This window comes from Pseudomonas sp. (assembly GCF_030150285.1).
Taxonomy (GTDB): Bacteria; Pseudomonadota; Gammaproteobacteria; order Pseudomonadales; family Pseudomonadaceae; genus Aquipseudomonas.
Map to the genome: position 1 here is coordinate 20,443 of NZ_JASLGE010000042.1, position 26,428 is coordinate 46,870.

A 26,428-nucleotide genomic window follows, 5' to 3' on the forward strand; every position below is an offset into this window, starting at 1 on the left:
GCTTAGTGGTGCTCACGCGTAGCGCGGAAGGTCACGTCGGGCCAGCGCTCTTCCATCAGGGCCAGGTTGACGCGGGTCGGCGCGAGGTAGGTCAGGTGACCACCACCGTCCACGGCCAGGTTTTCCACGGCCTTGATCTGGAACTCTTCAAACTTCTTCTTATCGTCGCAGTTAATCCAGCGCGCCGAGTACACGGTGATTGGCTCGTACGAGCATTCCACTTTGTATTCTTCTTTCAAGCGGCTGGCCACCACGTCGAATTGCAGCACACCGACGGCACCCAGAATGATGTCGTTGCTGCGCTCCGGGAAGAACACCTGAGTGGCCCCCTCTTCGGCCAGTTGCTGCAGGCCCTGGCGCAATTGCTTGGACTTGAGCGGGTCGCGCAGGCGCACGCGGCGGAACAGTTCCGGGGCGAAGTGCGGGATGCCCGTGAAGCTCAGGCTCTCGCCTTCGGTGAAGGTGTCGCCGATCTGGATGGTACCGTGGTTGTGCAAGCCGATAATGTCGCCCGCGTAGGCCTCTTCGAGTTGCTCACGCTCCGAGGAGAAGAACGTCAGGGCGTCGCCAATGCGCAAGTCCTTGCCAGTACGCACGTGGCGCATTTTCATGCCTTTCTCGTACTTGCCCGAGCAAATACGCATGAAGGCAATACGGTCGCGGTGCTTGGGGTCCATGTTCGCCTGGATCTTGAACACAAAACCGGTGAATTTCTCTTCAACCGGCTCCACGGTGCGCTCGTTGGCCACACGGGCCAGCGGCATCGGGGCCCAGTTCACCACGGCATCGAGTACGTGATCGACACCGAAGTTGCCCAACGCCGTACCGAAGAACACCGGCGTCAGTTGGCCATCCAGGAATTCCTGCTGGTTGAATTCATGGCACGCGCCTTGAACCAGTTCCAGTTGGTCGACAAAGCGGTCGTACTCGTCGCCCAGGTGGGCACGGGCTTCATCGGAGTCGAGCTTCTCGATGATTTTGACATCGGTGCGTTCGTGGCCGTGACCGGCGGTGTACACGATGATGTAGTCGTCCGCCAGGTGGTACACGCCCTTGAAGTCGCGGTAGCAACCAATCGGCCAGGTGATCGGCGCGGCCTTGATTTTCAGGACGGCTTCGATCTCGTCCAGCAACTCGATAGGGTCGCGAATATCACGGTCGAGTTTGTTGATAAAGCTGACGATTGGTGTGTCACGCAGACGGCACACGTCCATCAGGGCGATGGTACGCGGCTCAACACCTTTACCACCGTCCAGGACCATCAGCGCCGAGTCGACCGCCGTCAGTGTGCGGTAAGTGTCTTCCGAGAAGTCTTCGTGGCCCGGGGTGTCGAGCAGGTTGATCATGTGGTCGCGATACGGGAACTGCATGACCGACGTGGTAATCGAGATACCCCGTTGCTTTTCCATTTCCATCCAGTCGGAGGTGGCATGGCGGTCGGACTTTCGCGATTTCACCGTACCGGCGACAGCAATCGCCTTACCCATCAGCAACAGCTTCTCGGTGATGGTGGTTTTACCCGCATCGGGGTGGGAAATAATGGCGAAAGTGCGGCGTTTCGCGACTTCGGCGGCCTGATGGGTCATGGGAAATCGCCTGACGGTTGATTCAAAAAAGGGCGCGGATTATAGCTCAAATCAGGGCTAAACAGCCACCGTTGGAACCCTTGCTCGTCGGACAAGGGTGGCATTATGCCGTAAAAAATGTGAACCTTTTAAACAGTGGAGGCGTCCACTCTCCTGATTCGACAAAGCGTCAGGGGCTGAAATATCAGCAAGTTAGCCTGACGAGGCTGCGCTAATGACAGGTGATGAGGGCGTTTTTTTCGCCACTCCCTGTTGCTCTTCGCGAACACATTGTCGGCAGCCAGGAATGGCCTTGCCACACGAGAATGTGTCCGCCGACTGAAAAAAGGAGTCCGCCTGTGGCTAATCGCTATGGAAAAGGGCTTATCGGAGGCGTGATGGTTATCGCGCTCCTGGCCCTGTTGGTCCAATGGATCGGCATCAGCACTATCGAACACTATCACGATGATTTGTTGTTCTACCTGCAAGCCCACCTGTACCTCGTACTCGTTTCAATGCTCGTCGCCCTCCTTGTAGGGATTCCCGCGGGCATCTTCCTCAGCCGGCCAAGCATGGCCGGGCGTGCGGAACGCTTCATGCAAGTCTTCAACATTGGCAACACCGTGCCACCGCTCGCCGTACTGGCCATTGCGCTTGGCTTTCTCGGTATCGGCAGTGGCCCTGCCATCTTCGCCCTGTTTCTGGCCTCGTTGCTGCCCATTGTGCGCAACACCTATGAAGGCCTGAAAAACGTACAGGGCTCGCTCAAAGAGGCCGCTGTCGGCATCGGCATGACCCCGCGCCAGGTGCTCTGGCAGGTCGAGTTGCCCAACGCGGTGCCCATCATCATGGGCGGTGTGCGGGTAGCGCTGGCGATCAACGTCGGCACCGCGCCCCTCGCGTTCCTGATTGGAGCCAACAGCCTGGGCAGCCTGATTTTCCCCGGCATTGCCCTTAATAATCAGCCGCAACTGATCCTCGGCGCTGCCTGTACGGCGCTGCTGGCCTTGCTGCTTGATGGCCTGGTGATACTCATCAGCCGCCGCTGGCTGGAACGCGGTCTACGGCCTGCTTAAGGTCCGGCTGAGCAAAGGAATAGTCATGAAAAAAATTAGCTTTTTATTAGGCTGCGTCCTGCTGTGCGCAGGAATTGTCCACGCCGCTGAAAAACCCTTGATTCGCATTGGGGCGCGGGTGTTCACCGAGCAAACCCTGCTCGCCGAAATCACCGCCCAGTACCTCAACAGCAAGGGCTACAACGCGCGTGTTACGGGTGGGCTGGGCAGCAGCCTGGCGCGTGCGGCCCATGAGTCGGGGCAACTGGACATGGTCTGGGAATACACCGGCGTATCGCTGGTGGCCTATAACCACGTCACCGACAAACTCGACAGCCAGCAATCTTACGACCGCGTCAAAGCGCTCGACGCCAAAAAGGGGTTGATCTGGCTGCACCCCTCGAAGTTCAGCAACACTTACGCCCTGGCGTTGCCGCAAAAGGTGGCGCAAGCGTTCCCTGACATCAACACCATCAGCGACCTGAACCGCGCGCTGGCCGACCCGCAAAACAACGGTGCACTGGTGGCCCTGGACACCGAGTTCGCTAACCGCTCCGACGGTATGCAGGGCATGGTCGAGCTGTATGACATGGACCTGACGCGCCGCAATACCCGCCAGATGGACGGGGGGCTGGTCTATACCGCGCTGAAAAACGGCCAGGTCTTTGCCGGGTTGGTCTACACCACCGACGGACGCCTGAGCGCCTTTAATCTCAAGATGCTCGACGACGACCTGCACTACTTCCCGGACTACACGGCCGCGCCGGTGGTGAGCAAGGCTTACCTGGACAAGCACCCTGACCTCGAAGCGCTGCTCAAACCGCTGGCGGACCTGTTCGACGACGAAACCATGCGCCAGCTCAACGCCCGGGTCGACGTGGACCACGAAAGCCCCGCCAACGTGGCCGCTGACTTTTTGCGCCAGCATCCCCTGAACTGACCGAGGAGAAGACATGGACTTTTTAAACGCCTTTTCCCATATGGATTGGTCGCTGGTACTGCACCTGACCTTGCAACACATCAGCCTGGTCGGCATTGCCGTCACCCTGGCGATTTTTGTCGGTGTGCCGCTGGGCGTCCTGATGACGCGATTTCCGACGTTTGCCGGGCCGTTGCAAGCCAGCGCCACCGTGCTGCTGACCATTCCAAGCATTGCCCTGTTTGGCCTGCTGCTGCCGTTTTATTCCAAATTCGGCCAGGGCCTGGGCCCAATGCCGGCCATTACGGCAGTGTTTCTGTATTCCCTGCTGCCCATCATGCGCAACACCTTCCTCGCCCTCACCGGCGTGGATCCAGGCATTCGCGAGGCCGCACGCGGCATTGGCATGACCTTCGGCCAGCGTTTGCGCATGGTTGAACTGCCGATCGCCGTGCCGGTGATTCTGGCCGGTGTGCGCACCGCCGTCGTGATGAACATTGGTGTAATGACCATCGCCGCCACCATCGGTGCCGGCGGTCTGGGTGTACTTATTCTGGCTGCAATCAGCCGTAGCGACATGTCGATGCTGATCGTCGGCGCGGTATTGGTCAGTGTGCTGGCCATCATCGCCGACCTGCTTCTGCAATGGCTGCAACGCTCGCTGACGAGTAGGGGGTGTTCGCCGCAAATGACGGGCGCGCCGTCGCCCCACAAAGCGCAAGACTAGGCGCGAGGAGAGATGTTTGGTTTTTTCAAATGAACGACGAGCAACGACGTATTGCGCTTTGTGGGGCACGGCCCTACGGGTTGGCGTTGTGATCGCCCCGGGCTGCGTTATGGGGCTTGGCAAGGGAATTACATTCCCTGCGCCCCACGCCTTGCCCGGGGCGATCACAACACCAACGCGCTCCGCCATTTGCGGCGAACACCCCCTACCTGGACTGCTCAAATGATCGAACTTCAAAACCTCAGCAAAACTTTCCAAAGCAACGGCAAAGACGTCAAAGCCGTGGACTCGGTAAGCCTGACCGTCAACGAAGGTGAAATCTGCGTCTTCCTCGGGCCTTCGGGTTGCGGCAAAAGCACCACGCTGAAAATGATCAACCGCCTGATCAAGCCGACCTCCGGCAAGATTTTGATCAACGGCGAAGACACCACCGACCTCGACCCGGTGACCCTGCGTCGCAACATCGGCTACGTGATTCAGCAGATTGGCCTGTTCCCCAACATGACCATCGAAGAAAACATCGTGGTGGTGCCGAAGCTGCTCGGCTGGGACAAGCAAAAATGCCATGACCGCGCCCGCGAACTGATGAGCATGATCAAGCTTGAACCCAAGCAATACTTGCACCGCTACCCCCGTGAACTGTCGGGGGGGCAGCAACAGCGTATCGGCGTGATCCGCGCCCTGGCCGCTGATGCGCCGCTGCTATTAATGGATGAGCCGTTCGGTGCGGTCGACCCGATCAACCGCGAGATGATCCAGAACGAATTCTTCGAGATGCAGCGGGCGTTGAACAAGACGGTGATCATGGTCAGCCACGACATCGATGAAGCCTTGAAGCTGGGTGATAAAATTGCGATTTTCCGCGGCGGCAAGTTGCTGCAAATGGACCACCCCGACACGTTGCTTGCCCACCCGACCGACGACTTTGTCAGCAACTTTGTAGGCCAGGACAGCACGCTCAAGCGCCTGCTACTGGTCAAGGCCGAAGACGCGGCCGACAACGCGCCGTCTGTAAGCCCGCAGACGCCGGTGGGCGAAGCGCTGGAGTTGATGGACGAACTGGACCGCCGTTATGTCGCCGTCACCTGCGCCGACAATAAAGCGCTGGGCTATGTGCGCCGTCGTGACCTGCACCGCCAGACGGGCACGTGTGGCCAATTCCTGCGCGAATTCAACGCCACGGCAGCCTATGACGAAAACCTGCGCATCCTGCTGTCGCGCATGTACGAGTTCAACCGTTCCTGGTTGCCAGTGATGGACGCCGAACGCGTGTTCCTGGGCGAAGTCACCCAAGAGTCGATTGCGGCCTATCTGAGTTCGGGGCGCTCACGCGGGGCTAAAACCAGCATTGTGTCGCCAGCGGATATCGCCATCGCCTGACACCGCAGCGCACCCTTCAGGCCGGTGCCTGACGGGTGCGCGCCTGCATATCCTCGGCGCTGCTGTGGGGAATAAACACACAGGCGGTCAAACCGCCCCCTTCCCGGGGGGTCAGTTCCAGGCAGCCTTTGTGGCTGACAGCAATGCGCTTGGCGATACTCAGCCCCAACCCATAGCCGCCGGACTGATCGTTGCGCGACGTGTCAGCGCGCACGAACGGGGCGGTGACCGATTGCAGAATGGGCGGCGCGATACCGGGCCCGCGATCACTGATACACAGGCGTACACCCAAGTCGGTGCGTTCAACGTCAATCTGTATCTGCCGGGCATAGCGCAGCGCATTTTCCAGCAAGTTTTGCAGGCAACGGTGCAGCAGCACGCCGTTGGCATAGATCACACCACCGCGGCCGCTAATGGGAAGGCGCTCGTCGGCCGTCGCCAGTTCGGCACACAGGGTGCGTAACAGGCTGTCGATGTCGACCAATTGGCAGGTGTGCTGCTGGGCGCTCTGCAGGTAGTCGAGTACCTGAGCAATCATCTTGTCCATTTGGTAAATGTTCTGTTTCAGGCGCTCACGCTGGGTCTCATCGCTCAGGCGCTCAATGCGCAGGCGCATGCGGGTCAACGGAGTACGCAGGTCATGGGACACGGCCGCCAGGAAAAAACTCTGGTCGTTGAGCATTGCGACAATCTGTTGCTGCATGGCATTAAAGGTGCGCGCGGCCTGGCGCACTTCCAGCGGGCCTTCAATGGCCAGTGGTGCCTGGTCAAGGTTATCGCCCAACGCGTGCGCGGCATCACTCAGGCGTTTCAAAGGGCGCAAGCACAGCCGTACCGCCAACCAGCAAATCCCGAACACGCCCACAATCCGCACCACATACACCCGCAAAATATAATCGGCAATCACCGCCCAAGCCGACTCTCCGCTCCAGCCCTGCAACTCGTGCCCTTCGATGCTCAGCCAATGGCCATCTGCCAGAGGTACCACGAAATCCACGTGAGCCGTGGCCGTTTGCAGGCCAAACAGGCTGCGCCAGACCAGCGGTTGACCCTGGGCGTCGGTCAACTCAACCTTTAACACATCGACCAAGGCGTTCTGCCCCAGTTCATACGCCAGCGCCTGATTCAACAGCAAGGTCGTGCGGCGTGCGGCGCGGCGGTTGGCGGGGTGGTTGTCCGGTTTGACGGCCAGGCAAGTGACCGTGTAGTTGGTGGGAGCCACCATGGCCTGCCCCGGCGTGCAACGGTCTTGACCAATCAATTGCGCGGTGCGACTGGCCATCAGCCGCACCGGGGCTTCCAGCACTTGGGCATAGCGCACATCGAACCAGATGCTGCTCGATGACAGCTGAATGGCCAATGTACCGCTGACCAGAATCAGCGTCAGTTGGCCAAACAGGGTTTTGGGCCACAGGCGCTTCACGCCCCGCACGAACCTGTCGCGCACGGGGTTAAACCGTAGCATCCGGGCTGGACACACTCAGCAAGTAGCCTTCGTTGCGCACCGTCACGATCTGAACCGGGCCGTCTTTAAAGTGCTGGCGCAAACGGCTGATGCACATGTCGATTGAACGGTCGTCCGGCGCGTACTCGCGGCCCATGGCACTGAGCGTTAATTGATCGCGGGATAACACACACTCGCGCGCTTCCAGCAGGTCACGCAATACCCTGAAGTCGGAACGCGGCAATGTCAGCGCCTGCCCCTGGGGGGTGTGAAGCAGGCGCTTGGTGTAGTCGAGCCGGTAACCCGAGAACCCTTGCTGCGGGGCCGCGGCTGGCAGTGCGACGGCTTCGAGGCGTTGCTGGCGACGCAGCACCGCCTTGATCCGGGCCACCAGTTCACGCGGCTCGAAGGGCTTGGTCAGGTAATCGTCGGCACCCACCTCAAGCCCGATGATGCGATCGAAGGCAGACCCTTTGGCAGACAACATGATGACGCTCAAGCCGGGCCGCGACTGGAGCTGGCGGCACAGGCTCAGGCCGTCCTCACCCGGCAGCATGACGTCCAGCACCACCAGGTCGACAGGGTGACGCTCCAGCAGCGCCCACATCTCCAGGCCATCGGCAGCCGCCAGCACGTGGTCCCCGTTCTCGCTCAGGTAATCGCACAACAGCTCGCGAATTTCATCGTCGTCATCCACCACCAAGAGCGTTTTGGTCACTGGCAAAGGCTTTGGGGCGGGTGTCGCATGCCGTTCCTTACATTCCATTACAGATCCACACAAACCGACAATAGTGCGCAACGGCGCGATACCTAAAATGCTACCAAACATTATCTGCAAATACGAACTATTACCAATGACTACGCAGGGCATGATGACGGATTTATCACCGCGACGTTTGCTGTTGAACCCTCTGGGCCACCCAAGAGCCCCTCGCCGCCAGGCCGCACTCATGGTGGCCATCAGCCTTAGCGCCATGGTGGGCATGGCCAGCCAGCAGGCGGCGGCCGCTGCGCTTGAACTGGACACCTTGAATGTAGAGGGCACCCTGCCGTCAGCCGATGAGAGCACCGGCCAGCTGGGGTACACCGTCAAGAGCACCACCAGTTCTACAGGCATGAAGCTGACCCCGCGCCAAACGCCGCAATCGGTCACCACCATCACCCAGGCACAAATGGCTGACCGCCAGATCACCAACATCGAGCAAGCGCTGGACAGCGCACCCGGCGTCACCATGAGCAAGTCGGAAGTCGGCGGGCGCACCGAGTACCGGGCGCGCGGCTATCCGATTACCAACTGGAAAATGGACGGCCTGCAGTTTCAAGGCGGTTCGGACTTCAGCGGCGGCGGCAGTTCGCTGAACATGGACCTGTATGAGCGCATCGACATCGTGCGCGGTGCCAACGGCCTGTTGGGCGGCACCGGCGATCCATCCGCTACCGTCAACCTGATCCGCAAACGCCCGGGTTATGAGTTTGGCGGCAGTGCTTATGTCACCTATGGCAGTTGGGACAAGCGGCGCTTGGGCGCTGATCTGAATCTGCCGCTGTCGGAAGATGGCCGCCTACGCTCGCGCCTGGTCATGACCCAAGAAGACGCCAACTCCTTCCGCGATCAACAGTCTGACCGCTCGCGGGCCGCGATGGCCAACCTGGAGTTCGACCTGACGGACGCCACCACTCTCGGTGCGGGCTATCAATACGAGTACTACAAAATCGTGGGTGGCGGCTGGGGGGCCAACATCCCGATCTGGTACGGCGACGGCAGCACCACCAGCCTGCCGCGCAGCACCAACGTGGTGCCGAGCTGGAGTTTCGGCGAATACACCACCCACACCGCTTTCGGCTCGCTGGAGCATCGTTTCGATAACGACTGGACCCTTAACGTGAAAGCGGCGCAAAGCACCACCGACGCGCTGAATCACCGCGGTCTGGCCAAGGTCAACTCGCTGGGCAAGGGCGCATTCGGCGGCTACTGGAACCAGGATGGCACCGGTGCCGTGCTCAACGGTTTGCACAGTTCGACCGACACTACTCAGCAATCGGCGCAAGTCGACGTGACCGGGCCGTTCAGCCTGTTCGGCCGCACCCATCAGGCCATGTTCGGCTACAACGACAGCCGCACCGTCGCCTGGTCGCCTCAGTACACCTGCGACATGTTCGGCACCCATCGCCCTACCGTCAGCTCGCTGGGTTGCCAGTACCGGGCCAACAACGGGCTCCCGATTACCAACTGGCAAGACGGGGTCGATGGTGACTACCGCATGGACGCTTACAAAACCGGCCTGCACAGCAAAACCGTCACTCGCCTCAAAGGCCTGTATGCCGCTACCCGCCTGAGCATTACCGACCCGTTGTCGGTCATCCTGGGCGCCCGTGTCAGCGACTACAGCAGCACAACGGTGTCGAACACCGGTGTGCGCGGCAGTCAACAACAAAACGGCATCGTCACGCCTTACTTGGGCGCGGTGTATGACCTCAATGACACCTACTCGCTGTACGCCAGCTACACCGACATCTTCAGCCCGCAGAGCCAGGAAAGCGCCAGCGGCAACAAGGTCGAACCCATTCGCGGTCAGAGCTATGAGACCGGGATTAAAGGTGAATGGTTTGAAGGCCGGGCCAATGCGCAAATCGCTTACTTTCAGACCCGTCAGGAAAACAAGGCCGTCACGGATGGCGACAACCTGACGCCTACCGGTGCCCAGGCCTATAAGGCAGGCACTGGCGTAGAAACCGAAGGGATCGACCTGGAAGTGTCCGGCGCACTGACCCCCAACTGGAATGTCTATGGTGGCTACACCTACTTGCACTTCATGCGCCTGAACGCCGACGGCCAGAGTGACCCGTCGCACCTGTTCAAGGCCTCGACCACCTATCGCCTGTCCGGCCCTCTTGATCGCCTGACGATTGGCACTGGTGTCACCGCGCAAACCAGCATTCGCGCCACCTCGACCCCGGCGGGCATTCCCACCAACGGCGTGAGCCGCGGCCCGACCGACGTAACCTGGGCAGGCTATGCCGTGTGGAATGCCATGGCCAAATACGACCTTACCGAGGACACCACCGTCACCCTGAATGCCAACAACCTATTCGACAAGACTTACTACACCCGCTACGGCTTCTATGCCGGGGCCATTTACGGTGATCCGCGTAGCCTGTCGTTGACCCTGAGTACTGCATTTTGAGGCCTGAGCCAATCCCTTCCCCAAGGTAAGCCATGCGTCAATGTGCAACTACCGAAGCCCGCCTTATGGCGGGCTTCGTCCATTTGCAAACGGCCAAAAACGCCATGACGGGAACATCACCCTGTCATCAAGGTCGGTTACTTAAATAGCGGGGCCGGCCGCGCCGACGAACTCGTGCAAAAACGCGACATTTTTTGTTGATCTCAACGCACTCACGCCCTAAAGTTCGCGCCGAACATCCATGCTGGAAACGATCCATCCGGCTCAAGTACTGACGACGAGAGAGCAAGCTTTCGGCGGACATGCCTTGGGAAGTAGGCGAACCAAAGTGGGGATACGGAGGATGTTCAGCTGCACCCATTTATTCATGACGTTTGCCATCAGGAGTTCCCTACGCATGTCGATTAAGGTCGAAGACTATTACGCGCGCGAAACCTTTCAAAAAATCAAGGCGTTCGCGGACACCCAGGAAACCCCGTTCGTGGTGATCGACACCGCCATGATCAGCCAGGCCTACGACGACCTGCGCGCCGGTTTCGAATTCGCCAAGGTGTACTACGCCGTCAAAGCCAACCCGGCCGTCGAAATCATCGACCTGTTGCGCGACAAAGGGTCGAACTTCGACATCGCGTCGATCTACGAGCTGGACAAAGTGATGGCTCAAGGCGTTGGCCCTGACCGCATCAGCTACGGCAACACCATCAAGAAGTCCAAGGACATCCGTTACTTCTACGAGAAAGGCGTGCGCCTGTTCTCTACCGACTCCGAAGCCGACCTGCGCAACATCGCCAAGGCCGCCCCGGGCTCAAAAGTGTACGTGCGCATCCTGACCGAAGGCTCGACCACCGCTGACTGGCCGTTGTCGCGCAAGTTCGGCTGCCAGACCGACATGGCCATGGACCTGCTGATCCTGGCCCGTGACCTGGGCCTGGTGCCTTACGGCATTTCGTTCCACGTGGGTTCCCAGCAGCGCGACATCAGCGTGTGGGACGCGGCGATTGCCAAGGTCAAAGTGATCTTCGAGCGCCTGAAAGAAGAAGACGGCATCGTGCTCAAGTTGATCAACATGGGCGGTGGCTTCCCGGCCAACTACATCACCCGCACCAACAGCCTGGAAACCTACGCGCAAGAAATCATCCGCTTCCTTAAGGAAGACTTCGGTGACGACCTGCCAGAAATCATTCTGGAACCGGGCCGTTCGTTGATTGCCAACGCCGGGGTGCTGGTCAGTGAAGTGGTTCTGGTCGCCCGCAAGTCGCGTACCGCGGTGGAGCGTTGGGTGTACACGGACGTGGGCAAGTTCTCGGGCCTGATCGAAACCATGGACGAAGCCATCAAGTTCCCGATCTGGACAGAAAAGAAAGGCGAAATGGAAGAAGTGGTCATCGCCGGCCCGACCTGCGACAGCGCCGACATCATGTATGAAAACTACAAGTACGGCCTGCCACTGAACCTGGCCATCGGTGACCGTCTGTACTGGTTGTCCACCGGTGCTTACACCACCAGCTACAGCGCTGTTGAGTTCAACGGCTTCCCGCCGCTGAAATCGTTCTACCTGTAAGCACCCTCGCGAGTGGCAACCGGTCGCCGGTTGTCACTCAGGTGCCGATAAGGCTTCCATTCGGCGCCGATACGCCGCACTCATCTGCCGGATCTCGGGCACACTGGATTGCTCCAGCGCCACGTGAGCGACCCGCAAAAAATTCAGATTACCGCCTTCCAGCGCACGCTCCAGCCATACCAGGGCTTCATCGACACGGCCGTTTCCGGCCAGTATCGCCGCATGGCTGAATTGCCCCCGAAAATCGCCACCCTCAGCCGAACGCTCGTACCAGGCGTAGGCCGCCTTCAGGTCCTGTGGGCAATGACGGCCCTCTTCCAGGTAACGCCCCAACAAGTTCATCGACTTGGCATGCCCCAGTTCGGCCGCCTGGCGGTATAACAACAGCGCGGTGTTCGGGTTCTCGGTCACGCCTCGGCCAGTTGCCAACAGGTTGGCATAGTTGTACATCGCCCAGTCCAGCCCCGCTTCGGCCGCTTGGCGGTATTCCAGGCTGGCCAGGGTCGCATCCGCCGCCCCGCCCCATCCCTGTTCCCAGCAACGGCCCAGCATATTGCGGGCCATCAAGTGACCGGCATTTGCCGCAATCTGAAACCAGCGCTTGGCCAGTACCGGGTCGCGCTCAATGCCCTTGCCGTCGAGCAGAATCTGGCCCAACAGGGCTTGGGCATCGACCATGCCTTGTGACGCCGCCAGCAAAATGGCTTGCGCGGCCTTCGCCGGGTTTTCGCTCAACATCGCCGTCAATTGCGCACCGTCGAGCCGTTCTTCACGGCGTAGCTGGAAACTCATGGCCTACACCTCGACCCAGCGACGTAACAGGTTGTGATAAGTGCCCGTGAGCTGAATCAGCGAAGGGTGATCCGGCACGTCACGGGTCAGTTGCTGAATGGCGTTGTCCATTTCAAACAATAAGGTGCGCTGGCTGTCTTCGCGCACCAGGCTTTGGGTCCAGAAGAACGACGCAAACCGTGTGCCGCGCGTGACCGCATTGACCTTGTGCAAGCTGGTGCCGGGGTACAACACCATGTCGCCCGCCGGGAGTTTGACCTGCTGCACGCCGTAGGTGTCCTGAATCACCAGCTCACCGCCGTCATAGTCCTCGGGGTCGCTGAAAAACAGCGTGGCCGACAAATCCGTGCGCACCCGTTCGGCACTGCCTTTGGGCTGGCGCACTGCGTTGTCGATATGAAAGTCGAAACTGCCCCCTGCGGTGTAGCAATTCACCAGCGGCGGGAAGACTTTGTGCGGCAATGCGGCGGACATGAACGACGGGGTTTGCCACAGCCGGTCGATCATGGCTGCGCCAATTTCCTTGGCCAGCGGATGACCTTCGGGCAATTGCAGGTTGTGTTTGGCCTTGGCCGACTGAAACCCCGCCGTGATTTTGCCGTCTGCCCATTCGGTTTGCTCAAGCGCTTCGCGGATGCGCTGCACCTCTTCACGGGAAAACAAGCCGGGAATATGCAAGAGCATGGGGGCAGTACCTGATAGCAAGGGGATGGCAATGGTATTGATTCTTATTGATTGTGTAAAACCGTTCTGCGAACGAGAGACGAACACCTGTGAAAAAACCGTAAAGGCAGAGTGTAAAGAATGTAAATTTAGCGCTAATAGTAATGCCTCTCAATTGATAGCCATAATTGTTTGCACTATATTTCGCGGCTCAAATTCTCGGGGAAGGGATCAATTCATGTCGCGCCAGCCACTAAAAATACCTGTCAGCTCACCGCGTTTACTGGCTTCAGCCATTGGTGTTGCGATCACAGCCACCTCCGCCGCCCATATGGCCCAGGCCGCTGAAAACACTGACAGCAAAGCCCAAGGCAAGAGTATTTCGCTGGGCGCGACAACGGTGACCGGTGAGCAGAACCAACAGTCATACCAGGTCGAAAAAGCCAGCTCGCAGAAATACACCGCACCGCTGGTCGACACCCCGCGTTCCGTCACCGTCATCCCTCAACAAGTGCTGCAAGACACCGCAGCCCTTTCATTGCAAGACGCGCTGCGTACCGTTCCAGGCGTGACCTTTGGCGCTGGCGAAGGCGGCAACCCGCAGGGCGACCGTCCGTTCATTCGCGGCTTTGACGCTCAAGGCGACACTTACCTCGATGGCGTGCGCGACGCAGGCGGCCAGACCCGAGAAATTTTCGATATCGAATCCATTGAAGTCAGCAAAGGGCCGAACTCTTCCTTTGGTGGCCGTGGTTCGGCGGGTGGCAGCTTGAACCTGGTGAGCAAGACGCCCAAGCAAGCCGACTTCCTCAACGGCGGCTTCACCTACGGTTCCGACCAGACTCGCCGCTACACCCTGGACGTCAACCGTCAGTTTCTGGAGACCGCAGCGTTCCGTTTGAACCTGATGAGCCACGAACAGAACGTGGCCGGCCGCGAGTCGATTAACTACGACCGCTGGGGCGTGGCACCGTCGCTGACCTTCGGGCTGGGCACGGATACTCGCCTGAACGTGAGCTACTACCACCTGGAAAGCAACGACCTGCCGGACTCGGGCATTCCTTACGGCTATAGCTCCCCAACAGCCACCGCTCACGTGCATGACAAACCGGATGACGGCGGCAACAGCAAAAACTTCTACGGCCTGAAAGACCGCGACTTCCGCAAAACCCGTGTGGACATCAGCACGATTTCGTTCGAACACGACCTGAACGATTCGATGACCGTGAAGAACACCTTCCGCCACGGCAACACGGGCCAGGACTACGTCCTGACTCAGCCGGACGACAGCAAGTTCAACGTCAATAAATACGGCACCGTCTGGCGTCGGGCCAACACCCGCGTTTCAACAACCGAAACCACCACCAACCAGACCGATCTGTTTGGCAGTTTCGACCTGGCGGGCTTCAAGAACACCTACTCCACCGGTATTGAGTTCACCCGCGAAGAAACCCGTGTCAGTGGTTACACTATTTCGCCCAACGCCAACCCCAACTGCACCGTGGATAAAATTGGCAACAGCGGTGGCCAGTGCACCTCCCTGTCCAACCCGAACCCGAATGACGACTGGACCGGCACCAAAACCCGCAACTACAACGGCACCAACACCGTTGGCGTGACCAAAGCGGCTTACGTGTTTGACACCATTGAGCTGGACCCGCAGTGGTTGCTCAATGCTGGCCTGCGTTACGACCAATTCGATACAACCGCCAACACCAACGCGACGACCGGGCGTACCAAAGCCGAGAACAACAGCAACTTCTTCAACTGGCAAACAGGCCTGGTCTGGAAGCCGCTGGATAACGGCAGCGTGTATGTGTCTTACGCCACCTCCGCGAGCCCGCCGGGCGGCGTGGTAGGCGAAGGTGCCGAAGGCAACTCGCTGGTCACACCCGGCAGCAACATCACCAGCGACCTGAAACCTGAAGAAACCGTCAACTATGAGTTGGGCACCAAGTGGGACGTCTTCCATGACCGCCTGTCCTTGACCGCTGCCGTGTTCCGTACCGAGAAGAAGAACACCCGTGTTCTGACCGATTCGTTCACTTACGAGAACGCCGGCAAGTCCCGTGTTGACGGTATCGAGCTGTCAGCAAGCGGCAAGATCACGGACAAATGGCAAGTGTTTGCCGGCTACAGCTACCTGAAAAGCGAGCTGGTTGACCCGGGCCTGAAAGCTACCCGTACCGGTGCGGTGAACACGGGGGCCGTATCGGACAAAGGCAACGAAATGCCAAACACGCCGAAAAACAGCTTCAGCCTGTGGACAACCTATGAAGTCATGCCGAAGCTGACCATCGGTGGCGGTGCCTTCTACGTTGACGAAGTGTACGGCGATACCGCCAACACCGTTTACGTGCCGTCCTACACGCGCTTCGATGCCATGGCCAACTACAAGCTGACCAAGAACATCGACCTGCAACTGAACGTGCAAAACCTGACCGACAAGACCTACTACGACAAAGCCTACGCTTCGCACTTCGCCAGCCAGGCAGCGGGCCGTACCGCCTTGTTGACCACCAGCTTCCACTTCTAAGTCGCAGCGCGTGGCCCCCAGCCCCGGCCCTCCCATGGTCGGGGCTTTTGTGTGTAATCAAACACGGCATACTGCGCCGTGAAGTGTTTAATTGAGCGAGCCAGGCGGTCGTCGTGTTTAAGAAAACCCTGTTTCAACTGCACTGGTTTTTCGGGATAACCGCAGGGTTGATCCTGGCCCTCATGGGGATTACTGGCGCGACGGTGTCCTTTCAGGACGAGCTGATGAACCTGCTCAACCCGTCAGTGCTCAAGGTCGAGAAACTCGACGGCGGTGTGTTGCCCCCGGCCGAGTTGGTGCGCAAGGTCGAGGCCACCGAGGGCAAACAGGTTGCCATGCTGTGGGTCGGTGTCGACAGCGACAGCGCGGCGCGGGTTTTCTTTACCCCGCCTCCCGGTGAACGCCGTGGCCAATTGCGCTTGGTTGACCCGTACACCGGCACGTACCAAGGCGATGCCAGCGGGCAAGGCTTCTTTGACCTGATGCTGCAATTGCACCGTTTTCTGGCCATGGGCCAGAGCGGCCGCCAAATCACCGGGGCCTGCACACTGATGCTGGTGTTCTTCTGCCTCTCGGGCCTGTATTTGCGCTGGCCGCGCAAGGCGCTGAACTGGCGCGCCTGGTTAACCCTGGACTGGGCCAAAAAAGGTCGCAGCTTTAACTGGGACCTGCACGCCGTGGCCGGTACCTGGTGCCTGATTTTTTACCTGTTGGCCGCGCTCACCGGGCTGTCATGGTCTTACGAGTGGTACAACAAAGGCCTGCAAAAACTGTTTTCGGATGCACCCAGCGGTGAGCAACGCAAAGGCGGTCGCGGCCAGCCAGGCCCGGCAGGAGCAGCACCGGTCGCTGATTACGAGGCCATCTGGGCCAGCATCCAGAAAACGGCCGGGCCTGACCTGAGCCTGTACAACGTACGCATGCCGCCCGTCGCGGGCCAACCTGCCAACGTTTTTTACCTGTTGAAAACCTCGCCCCACGAACGCGCGTTTAACCAGATCGTGCTCGACCCGGTGACCGGCGCGGTAAAGAAAGTCGAGCGCTATGACGACAAGACCTACAAGGCGCAGTTGCTGACCAGTATTTACGCGCTGCACACCGGCAGCTATTGGGGCTTGCCAGGGCGCATTCTGGTCATGCTCGCCAGCCTGACCATGCCGCTGTTCTTTATTACGGGCTGGCTGCTGTACCTGGATCGCCGGCGTAAAAAGCGCCAGATCAAACAGGCGCGCCAAGGCCTTGCCAGCGTCGACCGCAGTGGCTCTTCCTGGCTGATTGGTTTTGCCAGCCAGAGTGGTTTTGCCGAGCAACTGGCCTGGCAAACCGCCGGGCAATTGCAGGCGGCCGGCTTGCCGGTACGGGTCCAACCGCTGGCCTCGGTCAGCACAGACGACTTGCAAAAAGCCGACAATGCCCTGTTTGTGGTCAGCACCTTTGGCGATGGCGAAGCCCCCGACAGCGCACGCGGGTTTGAACGCAAGATTCTCGGCCAGCCGTTGAGCCTCAGCGGGCTCAAGTATTCGGTGCTGGCGCTGGGTGACCGCCAATACCCGCACTTCTGCGGCTTCGCTACCCGGGTTCAACAGTGGCTGAGCGAGCGCGGCGCGCAGTCGTTATTCGCGCCGGTGCAGGTCGACAGCGCTGACGCCCAGGCCCTGCATCAGTGGCAACAGCACCTCAGCCACCTGACCGGCGGAGCCCCAACGGCCAACTGGCAAGCGCCGAGTTATGCCAACTGGACCCTGAAGCAGCGCGTGTTGCTCAACCCCAACAGCTGCGGCTCCGAGGTTTACCGGCTGGGGTTGCGAGCGCCTGATGCTCACGCGACCTGGCAGGCAGGCGACCTGGTGGAGGTGATGCCTCGTCAATCGGCCGCTGCGGTTGGGCATTTGCTTGACGGCCTGGGTTTGCAGCCCGAAACCCGCGTACAACTCGACGGTCTGCAAGAAACCCTCGCACAAGCGCTGGCCAGCCGCCAGTTTCCGCACAGCCGCGAACACTTGGTTGGCCTGCACGCTCAAGCGTTGGTCGATGCCTTGATCCCGCTGAATATGCGTGAGTACTCCATCGCCTCTATCCCTGAAGACGGCCTGCTGGAGCTGATCGTGCGCCAGGAACGCCATGCCGATGGCAGCCTGGGGCTGGGCTCGGGCTGGTTGACGGAGCATGCGGCCATCGGTTCCGCCATCAGCCTGCGCCTGCGCCGCAACAGCGGCTTCCATCTGCCGGCCGAACCGCGCCCCTTGATCATGCTCGGCAACGGCACGGGGCTGGCAGGGCTGCGCAGCTTGCTCAAGGCCCGTATCGCCACAGGCGAGTGCCGCAACTGGTTGTTCTTTGGCGAGCGCAATGCCGAGCACGACTTCCATTGCCGCGACGAATTGCAGGGGTGGCTGGCCAGCGGTGATCTACAACGGCTGGACCTGGCCTTCTCGCGGGACCAGGCGCACAAAATCTATGTGCAAGACCGCTTGCGCGAGGCCGCTGTCGAGGTGAAACGCTGGCTGGATGACGGCGCGGCTATTTATATCTGCGGCAGTTTAAAAGGCATGGCCGCAGGTGTGGACCAAGCGCTCAACGACCTGCTGGGGGCCGAAGCCGTGGCCTCGCTCATTGAGCAAGGGCGTTATCGGCGGGATGTGTATTAAGGGCTAACCCTCAACCCAGCCCTCAGGGAGAGGGCCGGGCTTGAGGGGTTGGGTTATGCCTTGGCGGTTTCCAGCGCCATGTCCACCGGCTCAGGCCGTTTGACCACCGCATACACCACCGCCGTCAACAGGCTACCCGCCACAATTGCCAGCAAATACAGCAGCGCATGGTTGATGGCATTCGGGATCAACATCACGAACAGGCCACCGTGCGGGGCCATCAGCTTGCAGCCGAAGTACATCGACAACGCGCCCGTCAATGCGCCGCCCAGGATGCTCGCCGGAATCACCCGCAGCGGGTCTTTGGCCGCAAACGGGATCGCCCCTTCCGAGATAAAGCACAGCCCCAGCACCAGCGCCGCTTTACCCGCTTCGCGCTCGGTCTGAGCAAATTTGCGACGCGCGATAAAGGTCGCGATACCCAGGCCAATCGGCGGCACCATGCCCGCCGCCATGGTCGCCGCCATCGGCGCATAACTCTGCGACGCCAACAGCCCCACCGAGAACGCATACGCGGCTTTGTTGATCGGCCCACCCAAATCCACGCACATCATGGCGCCCAGCAACACTCCCAACAAAATGGCGTTGGTGGTGCCCATGCTGTCGAGGAAGTGAGTGAGGCCTTCGAGCAGGCCCGCCACCGGCTTGCCGACCACGTAGATCATCACCAGGCCGGTAAACAAGCTGGCGAATAACGGGATGATCAGAATCGGCTTCAGCGCCTCAAGGCTCTGCGGCAAGCGCGCGTAGCGGTTGATGGCCTTGGCGCAGTAACCGGCGATAAAACCGGCAATGATCCCGCCGATAAACCCTGCGCCCAGCGTGCTCGCCAACAACCCCCCGATCATCCCCGGGGCCAGGCCCGGACGGTCGGCAATCGAATAGGCGATATAACCGGCCAACAGCGGCACCATCAATTTGAACGCTGCATCGCCGCCAATTTGCATCAAGGCCGCCGCCAGTGTGCCCGGCTCTTTATAGGCTTCGATGCCGAAGACAAACGACAGCGCGATCAGCAAACCGCCCGCCACCACCATCGGCAGCATGAACGACACCCCCGTCAGCAGGTGTTTGTAAACGCCGGTTTTTTCCTGCTTGGCCGGGGCACTGCCGTTCGCAGCGGCGGCTTCCTGACGGCCTTCGCTCAGCGCTTTGTTGAGCGTGGCTTCGGCTTGCTTTAGGGCAACTCCGGTGCCGCAACGGTAAATCTTTTTGCCCGCAAAGCGCTCCGTCGGCACTTCAATATCAGCCGCCAGCAACACCACGTCCGCCTCAGCGATAGCCTCGGCACTGAGCGGGTTGCGAGCCCCCACAGAACCTTGGGTTTCGATCTGAACGTCATAACCCAAACGCTTGGCCGCCTGTTGCAACGCCTCAGCCGCCATAAAGGTGTGAGCCACGCCGGTAGGGCACGCGGTGATGGCGACGATTTTAGGCGCGTGCGCAGGCTTTTGTGCGTCAGCCGCCGGTGCAGGTGCCGTGTAGACCTCAGCTTCCTTGACCCCGCGCAGCAGCACCGCTTCAACATCCTGCAAGGCCTGGGCCGGGGTGCTTTGAAACACCCGCTTGCCCATAAAGCGTTGCATGTCCAAGGGCGTGCTGCTGACCACCAGCACCCATTCAGCCTCATCCAGTGTCGCCCTCGACAGTTGGCGCTCGGGGTGCTTGGGGTCGTGCACTTCAACGCTGGTGCTCCAGCCCTGACGCTGCGCGGCGGCATCGAGCAAGCGGGCGCACAGCACACTGGTCACCATGCCGTTAGGGCAGCCCGTCACAATGGCTAATTTCATGTGTATCCCTCTTATTCTTCTGTCAGAGCGCGGACGTTGACGCCGCTTTCAAGCGTCGTCAGGTGCGCGGTATCGCTGATGCCAAATCCAATCTGGGTAACCGCCATTGCCGCGATGGCGGTCGCCGTGCGCAAGGTGTGCTCCGGGCCATGGCCACTGAGCACGCCATGCACCATGCCCGCCAGCAGCGAGTCACCCGCGCCCACGGTGCTGGCCACACTGACCTTGGGCGGCTGCGCGTGCAGGGCAAACGCCCCGCTAAACCAGTTCACGCCGTCAGCGCCTTGGGAAATCACCACATGCTCAACCCCTTGCGCGTGCAACTGCGCCGCCGCAGCGATTTGGTCGCTTGGGTGGCTGACATCGCGGCCGAGCACCTCGCGCAACTCATCGGTGTTGGGCTTGATCAGCCACGGCCCCGCGCTCAGGCCCTGCTTCAGGGCTTCACCGCTGGTGTCCAGAACGACCTTGAGGCCCAGCGCCTTCAACCGCAGCACCAACGCGCGCAACCAGTGCGGGCTGACGCCTTGGGGCAGGCTCCCGGCCACGATGACCGCCTCATGCTGGCCGGCAATCCGGTCGAGCATGTCCAGCAGCGCCTGCTGGGCCTGCTCGCTGACCACAGGGCCCGGACCATTCAAGTCGGTGACCCGACCGTTGTCTTCGGCCAGTTTGATATTGCTGCGGGTTTCGCCAGGCACGCGAATAAACGCGTCGGCAAACCCCCGACGCTCAAACAGGGCGTCGAACGCCTGCGCGTTGTCTTCGCCCAGAAAACCGCTGACGGTCAGGCTATGACCTAAATCAGCCAATACTTGGGCAACATTGACGCCTTTACCGGCCGCATGGGTCAGCAGGGTCTGGCTGCGGTGAACCTCGCCCGGATTGAGGTGCGCCACACGCACGGTCAAGTCCAGCGCCGGGTTCAGGGTGAGGGTCAGAATTTTGGCCATTAGAGCGCTTCCACCAGGGCACGAACTTCATCCGGGCTGCCCACGCTCAAGGCGTCGGCGGCCAGGGTTTTAAGGCGTTCCAGGCTCAACTCGCGAACCCGTGCCTTGACCTCGGGAATGCTGCGCGCCGAAACGCTCAGCTCATCCACACCCAGCCCGACCAGCACCGGCACCGCCAGCGGGTCCGCCGCCAGCTCACCGCAAACGCCCACCCACTTGCCATGGGCGTGGGCAGCCCGCACGGTGATGTCGATCAGTTGCAACACCGCCGGGTGCAAGCCATCGGCCTGGGCCGACAACGTGGGATGGCCACGGTCAATGGCCAAGGTGTATTGGGTCAGGTCGTTGGTGCCCACGCTGAAAAAATCGACTTCCTTGGCCAGCACCGGGGCCAGCAGCGCTGCCGACGGCACTTCAATCATGATCCCCAGTTGCAAGTCGGCCACCGGAATCTCCAGACGCAGGCGCTCAGTCATGTCACGGGCCGCACGCCATTCGGCCACGCTCCCGACCATCGGAAACATGATGCGTAGCGGGCGGTCATCGGCCGCACGCAACAACGCACGCAACTGGCTTTCCATGATCTGCGGGCGTTGCAATGTCAGGCGAATTCCGCGCACGCCCAGGAACGGGTTTTCTTCTTTCTCGATGGGCCAATACGGCAGCGGTTTGTCGCCCCCCACGTCCAGGGTACGCACCACCAGCGGCCGTCCGTTCAGGCCCTCCAGTACACGGCGGTACTCGGCCTCTTGGGTGGCTTCGTCCGGCACCTGCGAGTGGGCCATGAAAATCAGCTCTGTGCGCAGCAAGCCGATGCCTTCGGCCCCCTGCTCCACCGCGCTGGCAACGCCTTTGCTCTCGCCAATGTTGGCGAACACTTCAACGGCATGGCCATCACGCGTCACCGCCGGCTCATGGCGCCGGGCCGAGGCTGCCTGCAGCCGCGCTTCACGGCTGTCACGCTCCTGGGTGGCGCGCTGCAAGGCCTCGGCATTTGGCGAAACATGCAGACGACCGCGCTGTGCATCGATCAAGAGTTGAGTGCCTGAGGCCAGTAGCAACACTGACTCGCCTGCGCCCACCAACGCCGGAATGCCCAGGGCACGGGCGACGATAGCGCTGTGGGCCGTGGCACCGCCACGCGCAGTCAAAATACCTGCCACGCGGGCCGGGTCCAGACGCGCCACATCCGAGGGACCGACTTCGTCCATCACCAGCACATACGGTTGGTCCGGCTCGGCCGGGGTCTCGACCCCGCACAATTGCGCCAGCACCCGGCGGCCAATGTCGCGCAAATCGGCCGCACGCTCGGCCAGCAACGCATCCTGCAACGATTCCTGCTGCCGCGCCGCCGCCTCGATCACCGCCATCCAGGCGGCTTCGGCGCTTTCGCCCTGCTTGAGGCGGGTATCAACCTCATCGGTCAACTCAGGGTCGTCGAGCATTTCCTGGTGGGTGATGAAAATGTCGCGAATGGCCTTGGACGGGCTGCGCTGAATCAGGCCTTCGATGTCCTCACGCACGTCGGCCAGCGCCTTTTGCAGGCGTTGGCGCTCCAGCCCCGAAGACTCGCCGCGCAACGGGTAGTCCAGTTTTTGCAGCACTTGAATATGCGCCGGGCCGATGGCAATGCCAGGCGACGCCGCAATGGCCGCGATCACACTCCCCGCCGCCGGGGCGGTGAGCACGGCCTCGACATCCGCGACTGTGCTAGCGGGCTCACTGACCGTCGGCAGCGGCTCGACCTCTTCGCCCAAGCCCGCTTCAATGGCGGCCAGAATCGCGGGCAGCGCGTCGGCGGCAATACCCGGTTCAGCCACGAACTCCAAGACCTGCCCACGGCGCGCCCCCAGGCTCAGCAACTTGCTCAGGCTCTTGGCGGACACGGCGGACTCATGCCCGCCGACAATACTGACGCGAATTTCACCCTCAAAGCTTTTCGCCAATTGCGCCAGTATTTTCGCGGGGCGCGCATGCAAACCGTGGGCGTTGGCCAAGGTAATGCGAGCGCTCGGCCAATCCGCTGGCAGTTCGCCGCCCAGTACTTCGAGCACGGCCCGGCGGCTGGTCGCCCGCCCCAGTTCATGGCCACGACCCTCAATCAATAAGGCACACAGGCGCTCAAGCAAGGCCTGATGCGCTTCACCCAGGCTGGCCAGGCAAAACAGGCCGCTAAGCGGCTGGCCCAGGTAGCGAATCGGTTTGTCCGGCGTGACAAAAGCCAGCCCCGGGCGCTTGACCGTTTGCTCGCTGTGCAGCCACCACAGGCCATCACCCAGCGGCAACGCCTCCACTTGTTGCAGCACGGCCGCAAAACCATTGCTGACGCAATCGGCCTGGCGCAACAAACGCGCCCCCCGCCATACCAGTTCTTCAAAATCATCGGCTGACACGCCAAGGCCAATCATCTGCGCATCCAGCGCCAGCTCTTGCGGTGCGCCTTGCAACAATTTGAGCAGAGCTTCGGCGGTACTGGCCCGCCGCAGGGCTTCGCCCAGGTCGGTTTCGCCCAGCGCACGGGTCAACAACTGCAACAACCGCAGGTGCTCATCCGACTTGGCGGCAATACCGATCGCCAGGTACACGATCTGACCATTGCCCCAATCCACCCCGTCGGGAAACTGCAACAAACGCACACCCGTGGTAAACACCAGGTCCCGGGTTTGCGGGGTGCCATGCGGGATCGCAATACCTTGACCCAAAAAGGTTGAACCCTGAGCCTCACGCGCTTGCAAGCCGTTCAGATAACCTTCGGCCACCAAACCATCGGCGACTAGTTGATCAGCGAGTAATTGCAATGCCGCAGACTTATCCACAGCCGTTTGGCCCATGGATATCTGCTCTATGGTGAGCTCGAGCATGCGTTCTCCTTTTCCGGTGCTTGGTGGCACCCGGTATTGTTTTGTATTAAGTCAGCTTAGATCGCTCCCCCCAAAGCGTGGCAGCAGGTGGGTGAAAAGCAGATTGCGATCAGAGGGAATGTCTTTAAATAGGGCGTGCTGAATCGTTTAATCCAGAAAGCATGGCACGTTACTGCATAATCGCTCCCGCTTGAAGCCCAACCTGTCGCTTTGATCGACGTCATCCGGCAGATGTTGCAAAAAAATACAGTGCAAGCAAGGCAGACGATGATCGGCTGCCTTTATCGGTTAGGATTGGCCAAAATGTCGACATGTACTACAAAAAATAAGGAATTATCGGCGTGAAGCTCAGTGATATCGCTCATCTGGCAGGCGTTTCAGTCACCACCGCTAGCTATGTCATTAATGGCAAGGCTGAGCAGCAGCGCATCAGCAGCAGTACGGTCGAACGTGTTCGCGCGGTCGTCGAGGCACACGGGTTCACCCCCAACCCGCAAGCTGCCGGGCTGCGTAGCCGGCACACGCGCACCTTGGGGTTTATCCTTCCTGACCTCGAAAACCCCAGCTATGCGCGCTTGGCCAAACAGTTGGAGCAAGGTGCACGGGCACGCGGCTATCAATTGCTGATCGCCAGCTCCGATGACGCACCGGACAGTGAACGCCAACTGCTGAAACTGTTTCGCGCCCGCCGCTGCGATGCGTTGTTTGTGGCCAGTTGCCTGCCCCCCGACGATGACAGCTATCGCCAGTTGCAAGACCTCGGCATGCCCATCATCGCCATTGACCGGATGATGGACCCCGAGCGCTTCTGCTCCGTGATCAGCGATGACTGCGAAGCCAGCCTGCAATTGACCCGCAGCCTGTTGCAGCCAATGCCGCGGCAAATCGCCTTGATCGGCGCACGCCCTGAATTGAGCATCAGCCAGGCCCGGGCGGCCGGCTTCGAACAGGCCCTGCACGGGTTTGAAGGTGACATTCTGATCGAACACGGTGCCGCCTTTAGCCGCGACTGTGGTCGCAAGCTCATTGATGACCTGCTGGCGCGCCTGGGGCACTTCCCCGAAGCCCTGGTCACCACCTCTTACGTGCTGCTGCAAGGCATGTTCGATGCCTTGCTCGATCACCCGGAGCAAAAGCCGCCACTGCGCCTGGCCACCTTTGGCGATACGCAGTTACTCGACTTTTTGCCGCTGCCGGTCAATGCGATGGGCCAGCAACACCCATTGATCGCCCAAAAAGCCCTGGAGATGGCGTTGGCCGCCATTGAAGAGCAGCGTTACGTGCCCGGTGTCCAGGCGATTGCCCGCACCTTCAAGCAGCGTATCCACCAGGCCTGAGCATGTTACTGATCGACAGCCATACGCACCTCGACTTCCCGGACTTCGACCCCGACCGCGCGCAAGTACTGGCACGCAGCCGGGCACGGGGCGTGACGCGGATGGTGCTGCCGGGGGTTGACCAGCCGCATTGGCCGCAGCTGTGGGCGCTGGTGCAAAGCGACCCTCACCTGTACGCCGCCTTTGGCCTGCACCCGGTGTTCCTTGCACAACATCGCGCTGAACACCTGACAGAACTCAAGGGCTGGCTTGACCGCCTCGCGGGCCACCCGCAACTGTGCGCCGTAGGCGAAATCGGCCTCGACTACTTCTTGCCCGAACTGGACCGCCAGGCGCAACAACACCTGTTCGAAGCCCAACTGCAACTCGCCGCCGACGCTCAGTTGCCGGCCTTGCTGCATGTGCGACGCAGCCATGCTCAGGTCATTGCCACCTTAAAAAGAGTGCGTGTAAGACGCGGCGGGATCATCCACGCCTTTGCGGGCAGCCGCGAAGAAGCGCGTGAATACATCAAGCTGGGGTTCAAACTGGGGTTGGGGGGTGCCGCGACCTGGCCGCAAGCGTTGCGGTTGCGCAAAGTGATTGCCGACCTGCCGCTGGACGCCATCGTGCTGGAGACCGACTCGCCGGACATGGCCCCCGTCATGTACCCCCACCAGCGCAACAGCCCGGAACACCTGCCGGATATTTGCCGGGCGCTGGCCCAAGTGCTGAGCTGCAGCCCGGAGCAATTGGCCGAGATCACAACCGCCAATACCTGCGACGTGTTTGGCTGGTCTGCCTGAAAAGATCGCGAGCAAGCTCGCTCCTACAAGGCATGCTTTTGATCTGGCTTTTGATCCAAGGGCCCCCTTAAACCATGCTGGCCGATCGCAGGTTTTGCGCAGTGGGTAACCCGGCAGGACGCCGGGTTAGCCGCGACACGGCCAAGGATGGCCGATCGCGGCGTGCCCACGGAGCAAGGCCTGTGGTGAGGGCATGCCGAGCCACAGCGAGGCACCGAGTGGTAGGG

The 26,428-nt window shown here is 60.6% G+C and carries 18 protein-coding genes; 10 read left to right on the forward strand and 8 right to left on the reverse strand.

What is annotated here, in order from left to right:
- Positions 1–2: 2 nt before the first annotated feature.
- Positions 3–1,586, reverse strand: coding sequence for a peptide chain release factor 3 (locus Q1W15_RS09805; RefSeq protein WP_300727052.1), 1,584 nt, complete (start codon positions 1,584–1,586; stop codon positions 3–5).
- Between the two features lie 377 nt (positions 1,587–1,963).
- On the opposite strand from Q1W15_RS09805, the gene Q1W15_RS09810 reads away from it, so the two are divergent.
- From Q1W15_RS09810 to Q1W15_RS09825, 4 genes are all read left to right on the forward strand, one after another.
- Positions 1,964–2,641 carry an ABC transporter permease gene (locus tag Q1W15_RS09810; RefSeq protein WP_300727055.1) on the forward strand — a complete coding sequence of 226 codons (678 nt, stop codon included), beginning with the start codon at positions 1,964–1,966 and terminating at the stop codon, positions 2,639–2,641.
- A gap of 25 nt (positions 2,642–2,666) precedes the next feature.
- Positions 2,667–3,560, forward strand: coding sequence for a glycine betaine ABC transporter substrate-binding protein (locus tag Q1W15_RS09815; protein ID WP_300727058.1), 894 nt, complete (start codon positions 2,667–2,669; stop codon positions 3,558–3,560).
- Positions 3,561–3,573: 13 nt separating this feature from the next.
- Entirely contained in the window at positions 3,574–4,266 is a 693-nt protein-coding gene (locus Q1W15_RS09820) for an ABC transporter permease (RefSeq protein ID WP_300727061.1), read from the forward strand.
- 222 nt (positions 4,267–4,488) lie between these two features.
- Positions 4,489–5,646: a betaine/proline/choline family ABC transporter ATP-binding protein gene (locus Q1W15_RS09825; RefSeq protein ID WP_300727064.1), complete on the forward strand. Its 1,158-nt coding sequence runs from the start codon at positions 4,489–4,491 to the stop codon at positions 5,644–5,646.
- A gap of 16 nt (positions 5,647–5,662) precedes the next feature.
- Here Q1W15_RS09825 and Q1W15_RS09830 read toward each other — a convergent pair whose 3' ends face one another.
- Together Q1W15_RS09830 and Q1W15_RS09835 are read right to left on the reverse strand one after the other, a co-directional pair.
- Positions 5,663–7,078 (reverse strand): ATP-binding protein, encoded by a 1,416-nt coding sequence (locus tag Q1W15_RS09830; RefSeq protein ID WP_300727128.1) that lies wholly within the window; start codon positions 7,076–7,078, stop codon positions 5,663–5,665.
- A 19-nt stretch (positions 7,079–7,097) separates the two neighbouring features.
- Positions 7,098–7,808: a response regulator gene (locus tag Q1W15_RS09835; protein WP_300727066.1), complete on the reverse strand. Its 711-nt coding sequence runs from the start codon at positions 7,806–7,808 to the stop codon at positions 7,098–7,100.
- A 232-nt stretch (positions 7,809–8,040) separates the two neighbouring features.
- Between Q1W15_RS09835 and Q1W15_RS09840 the strand changes: the two genes are divergently transcribed.
- Both Q1W15_RS09840 and Q1W15_RS09845 read left to right on the forward strand, forming a co-directional pair.
- Positions 8,041–10,275, forward strand: a complete 2,235-nt coding sequence (locus tag Q1W15_RS09840) for a TonB-dependent siderophore receptor (RefSeq protein WP_300727130.1) — start codon at positions 8,041–8,043, stop codon at positions 10,273–10,275.
- A 397-nt stretch (positions 10,276–10,672) separates the two neighbouring features.
- Positions 10,673–11,836, forward strand: coding sequence for a type III PLP-dependent enzyme (locus Q1W15_RS09845; protein ID WP_300727069.1), 1,164 nt, complete (start codon positions 10,673–10,675; stop codon positions 11,834–11,836).
- A 33-nt stretch (positions 11,837–11,869) separates the two neighbouring features.
- Here the strand turns inward: Q1W15_RS09845 and Q1W15_RS09850 are convergent, their stop codons facing one another.
- Together Q1W15_RS09850 and Q1W15_RS09855 are read right to left on the reverse strand one after the other, a co-directional pair.
- The gene (locus Q1W15_RS09850) at positions 11,870–12,628 is read right to left on the reverse strand and encodes a tetratricopeptide repeat protein (protein WP_300727072.1); all 759 of its coding nucleotides are present in this window, start codon (positions 12,626–12,628) and stop codon (positions 11,870–11,872) included.
- Positions 12,629–12,631: 3 nt separating this feature from the next.
- Positions 12,632–13,312: a Fe2+-dependent dioxygenase gene (locus Q1W15_RS09855; protein ID WP_300727075.1), complete on the reverse strand. Its 681-nt coding sequence runs from the start codon at positions 13,310–13,312 to the stop codon at positions 12,632–12,634.
- A gap of 217 nt (positions 13,313–13,529) precedes the next feature.
- Here Q1W15_RS09855 and Q1W15_RS09860 point away from each other — a divergent pair, with 217 nt between their 5' ends.
- A complete protein-coding gene (locus tag Q1W15_RS09860; RefSeq protein ID WP_300727078.1) occupies positions 13,530–15,827 on the forward strand; it encodes a TonB-dependent siderophore receptor in 2,298 nt (765 codons plus the stop codon).
- A gap of 113 nt (positions 15,828–15,940) precedes the next feature.
- On the forward strand, positions 15,941–18,475 hold the full coding sequence (locus Q1W15_RS09865; protein ID WP_300727082.1) for a sulfite reductase flavoprotein subunit alpha: 2,535 nt from the start codon (positions 15,941–15,943) through the stop codon (positions 18,473–18,475).
- Between the two features lie 53 nt (positions 18,476–18,528).
- Here the strand turns inward: Q1W15_RS09865 and Q1W15_RS09870 are convergent, their stop codons facing one another.
- From Q1W15_RS09870 to ptsP, 3 genes are read right to left on the reverse strand one after another with little or no spacing between them, the layout of a single operon-like run.
- A complete protein-coding gene (locus Q1W15_RS09870) occupies positions 18,529–20,265 on the reverse strand; it encodes a PTS fructose-like transporter subunit IIB (protein WP_300727087.1) in 1,737 nt (578 codons plus the stop codon).
- A gap of 11 nt (positions 20,266–20,276) precedes the next feature.
- Complete coding sequence (pfkB, locus tag Q1W15_RS09875; RefSeq protein ID WP_300727094.1) at positions 20,277–21,218, reverse strand: 1-phosphofructokinase; 942 nt, start codon at positions 21,216–21,218, stop codon at positions 20,277–20,279.
- Complete coding sequence (ptsP, locus tag Q1W15_RS09880) at positions 21,218–24,079, reverse strand: phosphoenolpyruvate--protein phosphotransferase (RefSeq protein ID WP_300727103.1); 2,862 nt, start codon at positions 24,077–24,079, stop codon at positions 21,218–21,220. Before ptsP ends, pfkB begins: the two co-directional genes overlap by 1 nt.
- 341 nt (positions 24,080–24,420) lie before the next feature.
- On the opposite strand from ptsP, the gene cra reads away from it, so the two are divergent.
- Positions 24,421–25,416, forward strand: coding sequence for a catabolite repressor/activator (gene cra / locus Q1W15_RS09885; RefSeq protein ID WP_300727112.1), 996 nt, complete (start codon positions 24,421–24,423; stop codon positions 25,414–25,416).
- A 2-nt stretch (positions 25,417–25,418) separates the two neighbouring features.
- Positions 25,419–26,201, forward strand: coding sequence for a TatD family hydrolase (locus tag Q1W15_RS09890; RefSeq protein WP_300727122.1), 783 nt, complete (start codon positions 25,419–25,421; stop codon positions 26,199–26,201).
- The last annotated feature ends 227 nt before the right edge of the window (positions 26,202–26,428 follow it).

Bases quoted from the DNA above. Each gene is read 5' to 3' on its own strand.
- Q1W15_RS09870 (WP_300727087.1), bottom strand. From the start codon at position 20,265: ATGAAATTAGCCATTGTGACGGGCTGCCCTAACGGCATGGTGACCAGT.
- pfkB (WP_300727094.1), bottom strand. From the start codon at position 21,218: ATGGCCAAAATTCTGACCCTCACCCTGAACCCGGCGCTGGACTTGACC.
- ptsP (WP_300727103.1), bottom strand. From the start codon at position 24,079: ATGCTCGAGCTCACCATAGAGCAGATATCCATGGGCCAAACGGCTGTG.
- Q1W15_RS09840 (WP_300727130.1), top strand. From the start codon at position 8,041: ATGGTGGCCATCAGCCTTAGCGCCATGGTGGGCATGGCCAGCCAGCAG.
- Q1W15_RS09890 (WP_300727122.1), top strand. From the start codon at position 25,419: ATGTTACTGATCGACAGCCATACGCACCTCGACTTCCCGGACTTCGAC.
- Q1W15_RS09860 (WP_300727078.1), top strand. From the start codon at position 13,530: ATGTCGCGCCAGCCACTAAAAATACCTGTCAGCTCACCGCGTTTACTG.
- Q1W15_RS09810 (WP_300727055.1), top strand. From the start codon at position 1,964: ATGGTTATCGCGCTCCTGGCCCTGTTGGTCCAATGGATCGGCATCAGC.
- Q1W15_RS09820 (WP_300727061.1), top strand. From the start codon at position 3,574: ATGGACTTTTTAAACGCCTTTTCCCATATGGATTGGTCGCTGGTACTG.
- Q1W15_RS09850 (WP_300727072.1), bottom strand. From the start codon at position 12,628: ATGAGTTTCCAGCTACGCCGTGAAGAACGGCTCGACGGTGCGCAATTG.
- Q1W15_RS09805 (WP_300727052.1), bottom strand. From the start codon at position 1,586: ATGACCCATCAGGCCGCCGAAGTCGCGAAACGCCGCACTTTCGCCATT.
- Q1W15_RS09855 (WP_300727075.1), bottom strand. From the start codon at position 13,312: ATGCTCTTGCATATTCCCGGCTTGTTTTCCCGTGAAGAGGTGCAGCGC.
- Q1W15_RS09845 (WP_300727069.1), top strand. From the start codon at position 10,673: ATGTCGATTAAGGTCGAAGACTATTACGCGCGCGAAACCTTTCAAAAA.
- Q1W15_RS09825 (WP_300727064.1), top strand. From the start codon at position 4,489: ATGATCGAACTTCAAAACCTCAGCAAAACTTTCCAAAGCAACGGCAAA.
- Q1W15_RS09815 (WP_300727058.1), top strand. From the start codon at position 2,667: ATGAAAAAAATTAGCTTTTTATTAGGCTGCGTCCTGCTGTGCGCAGGA.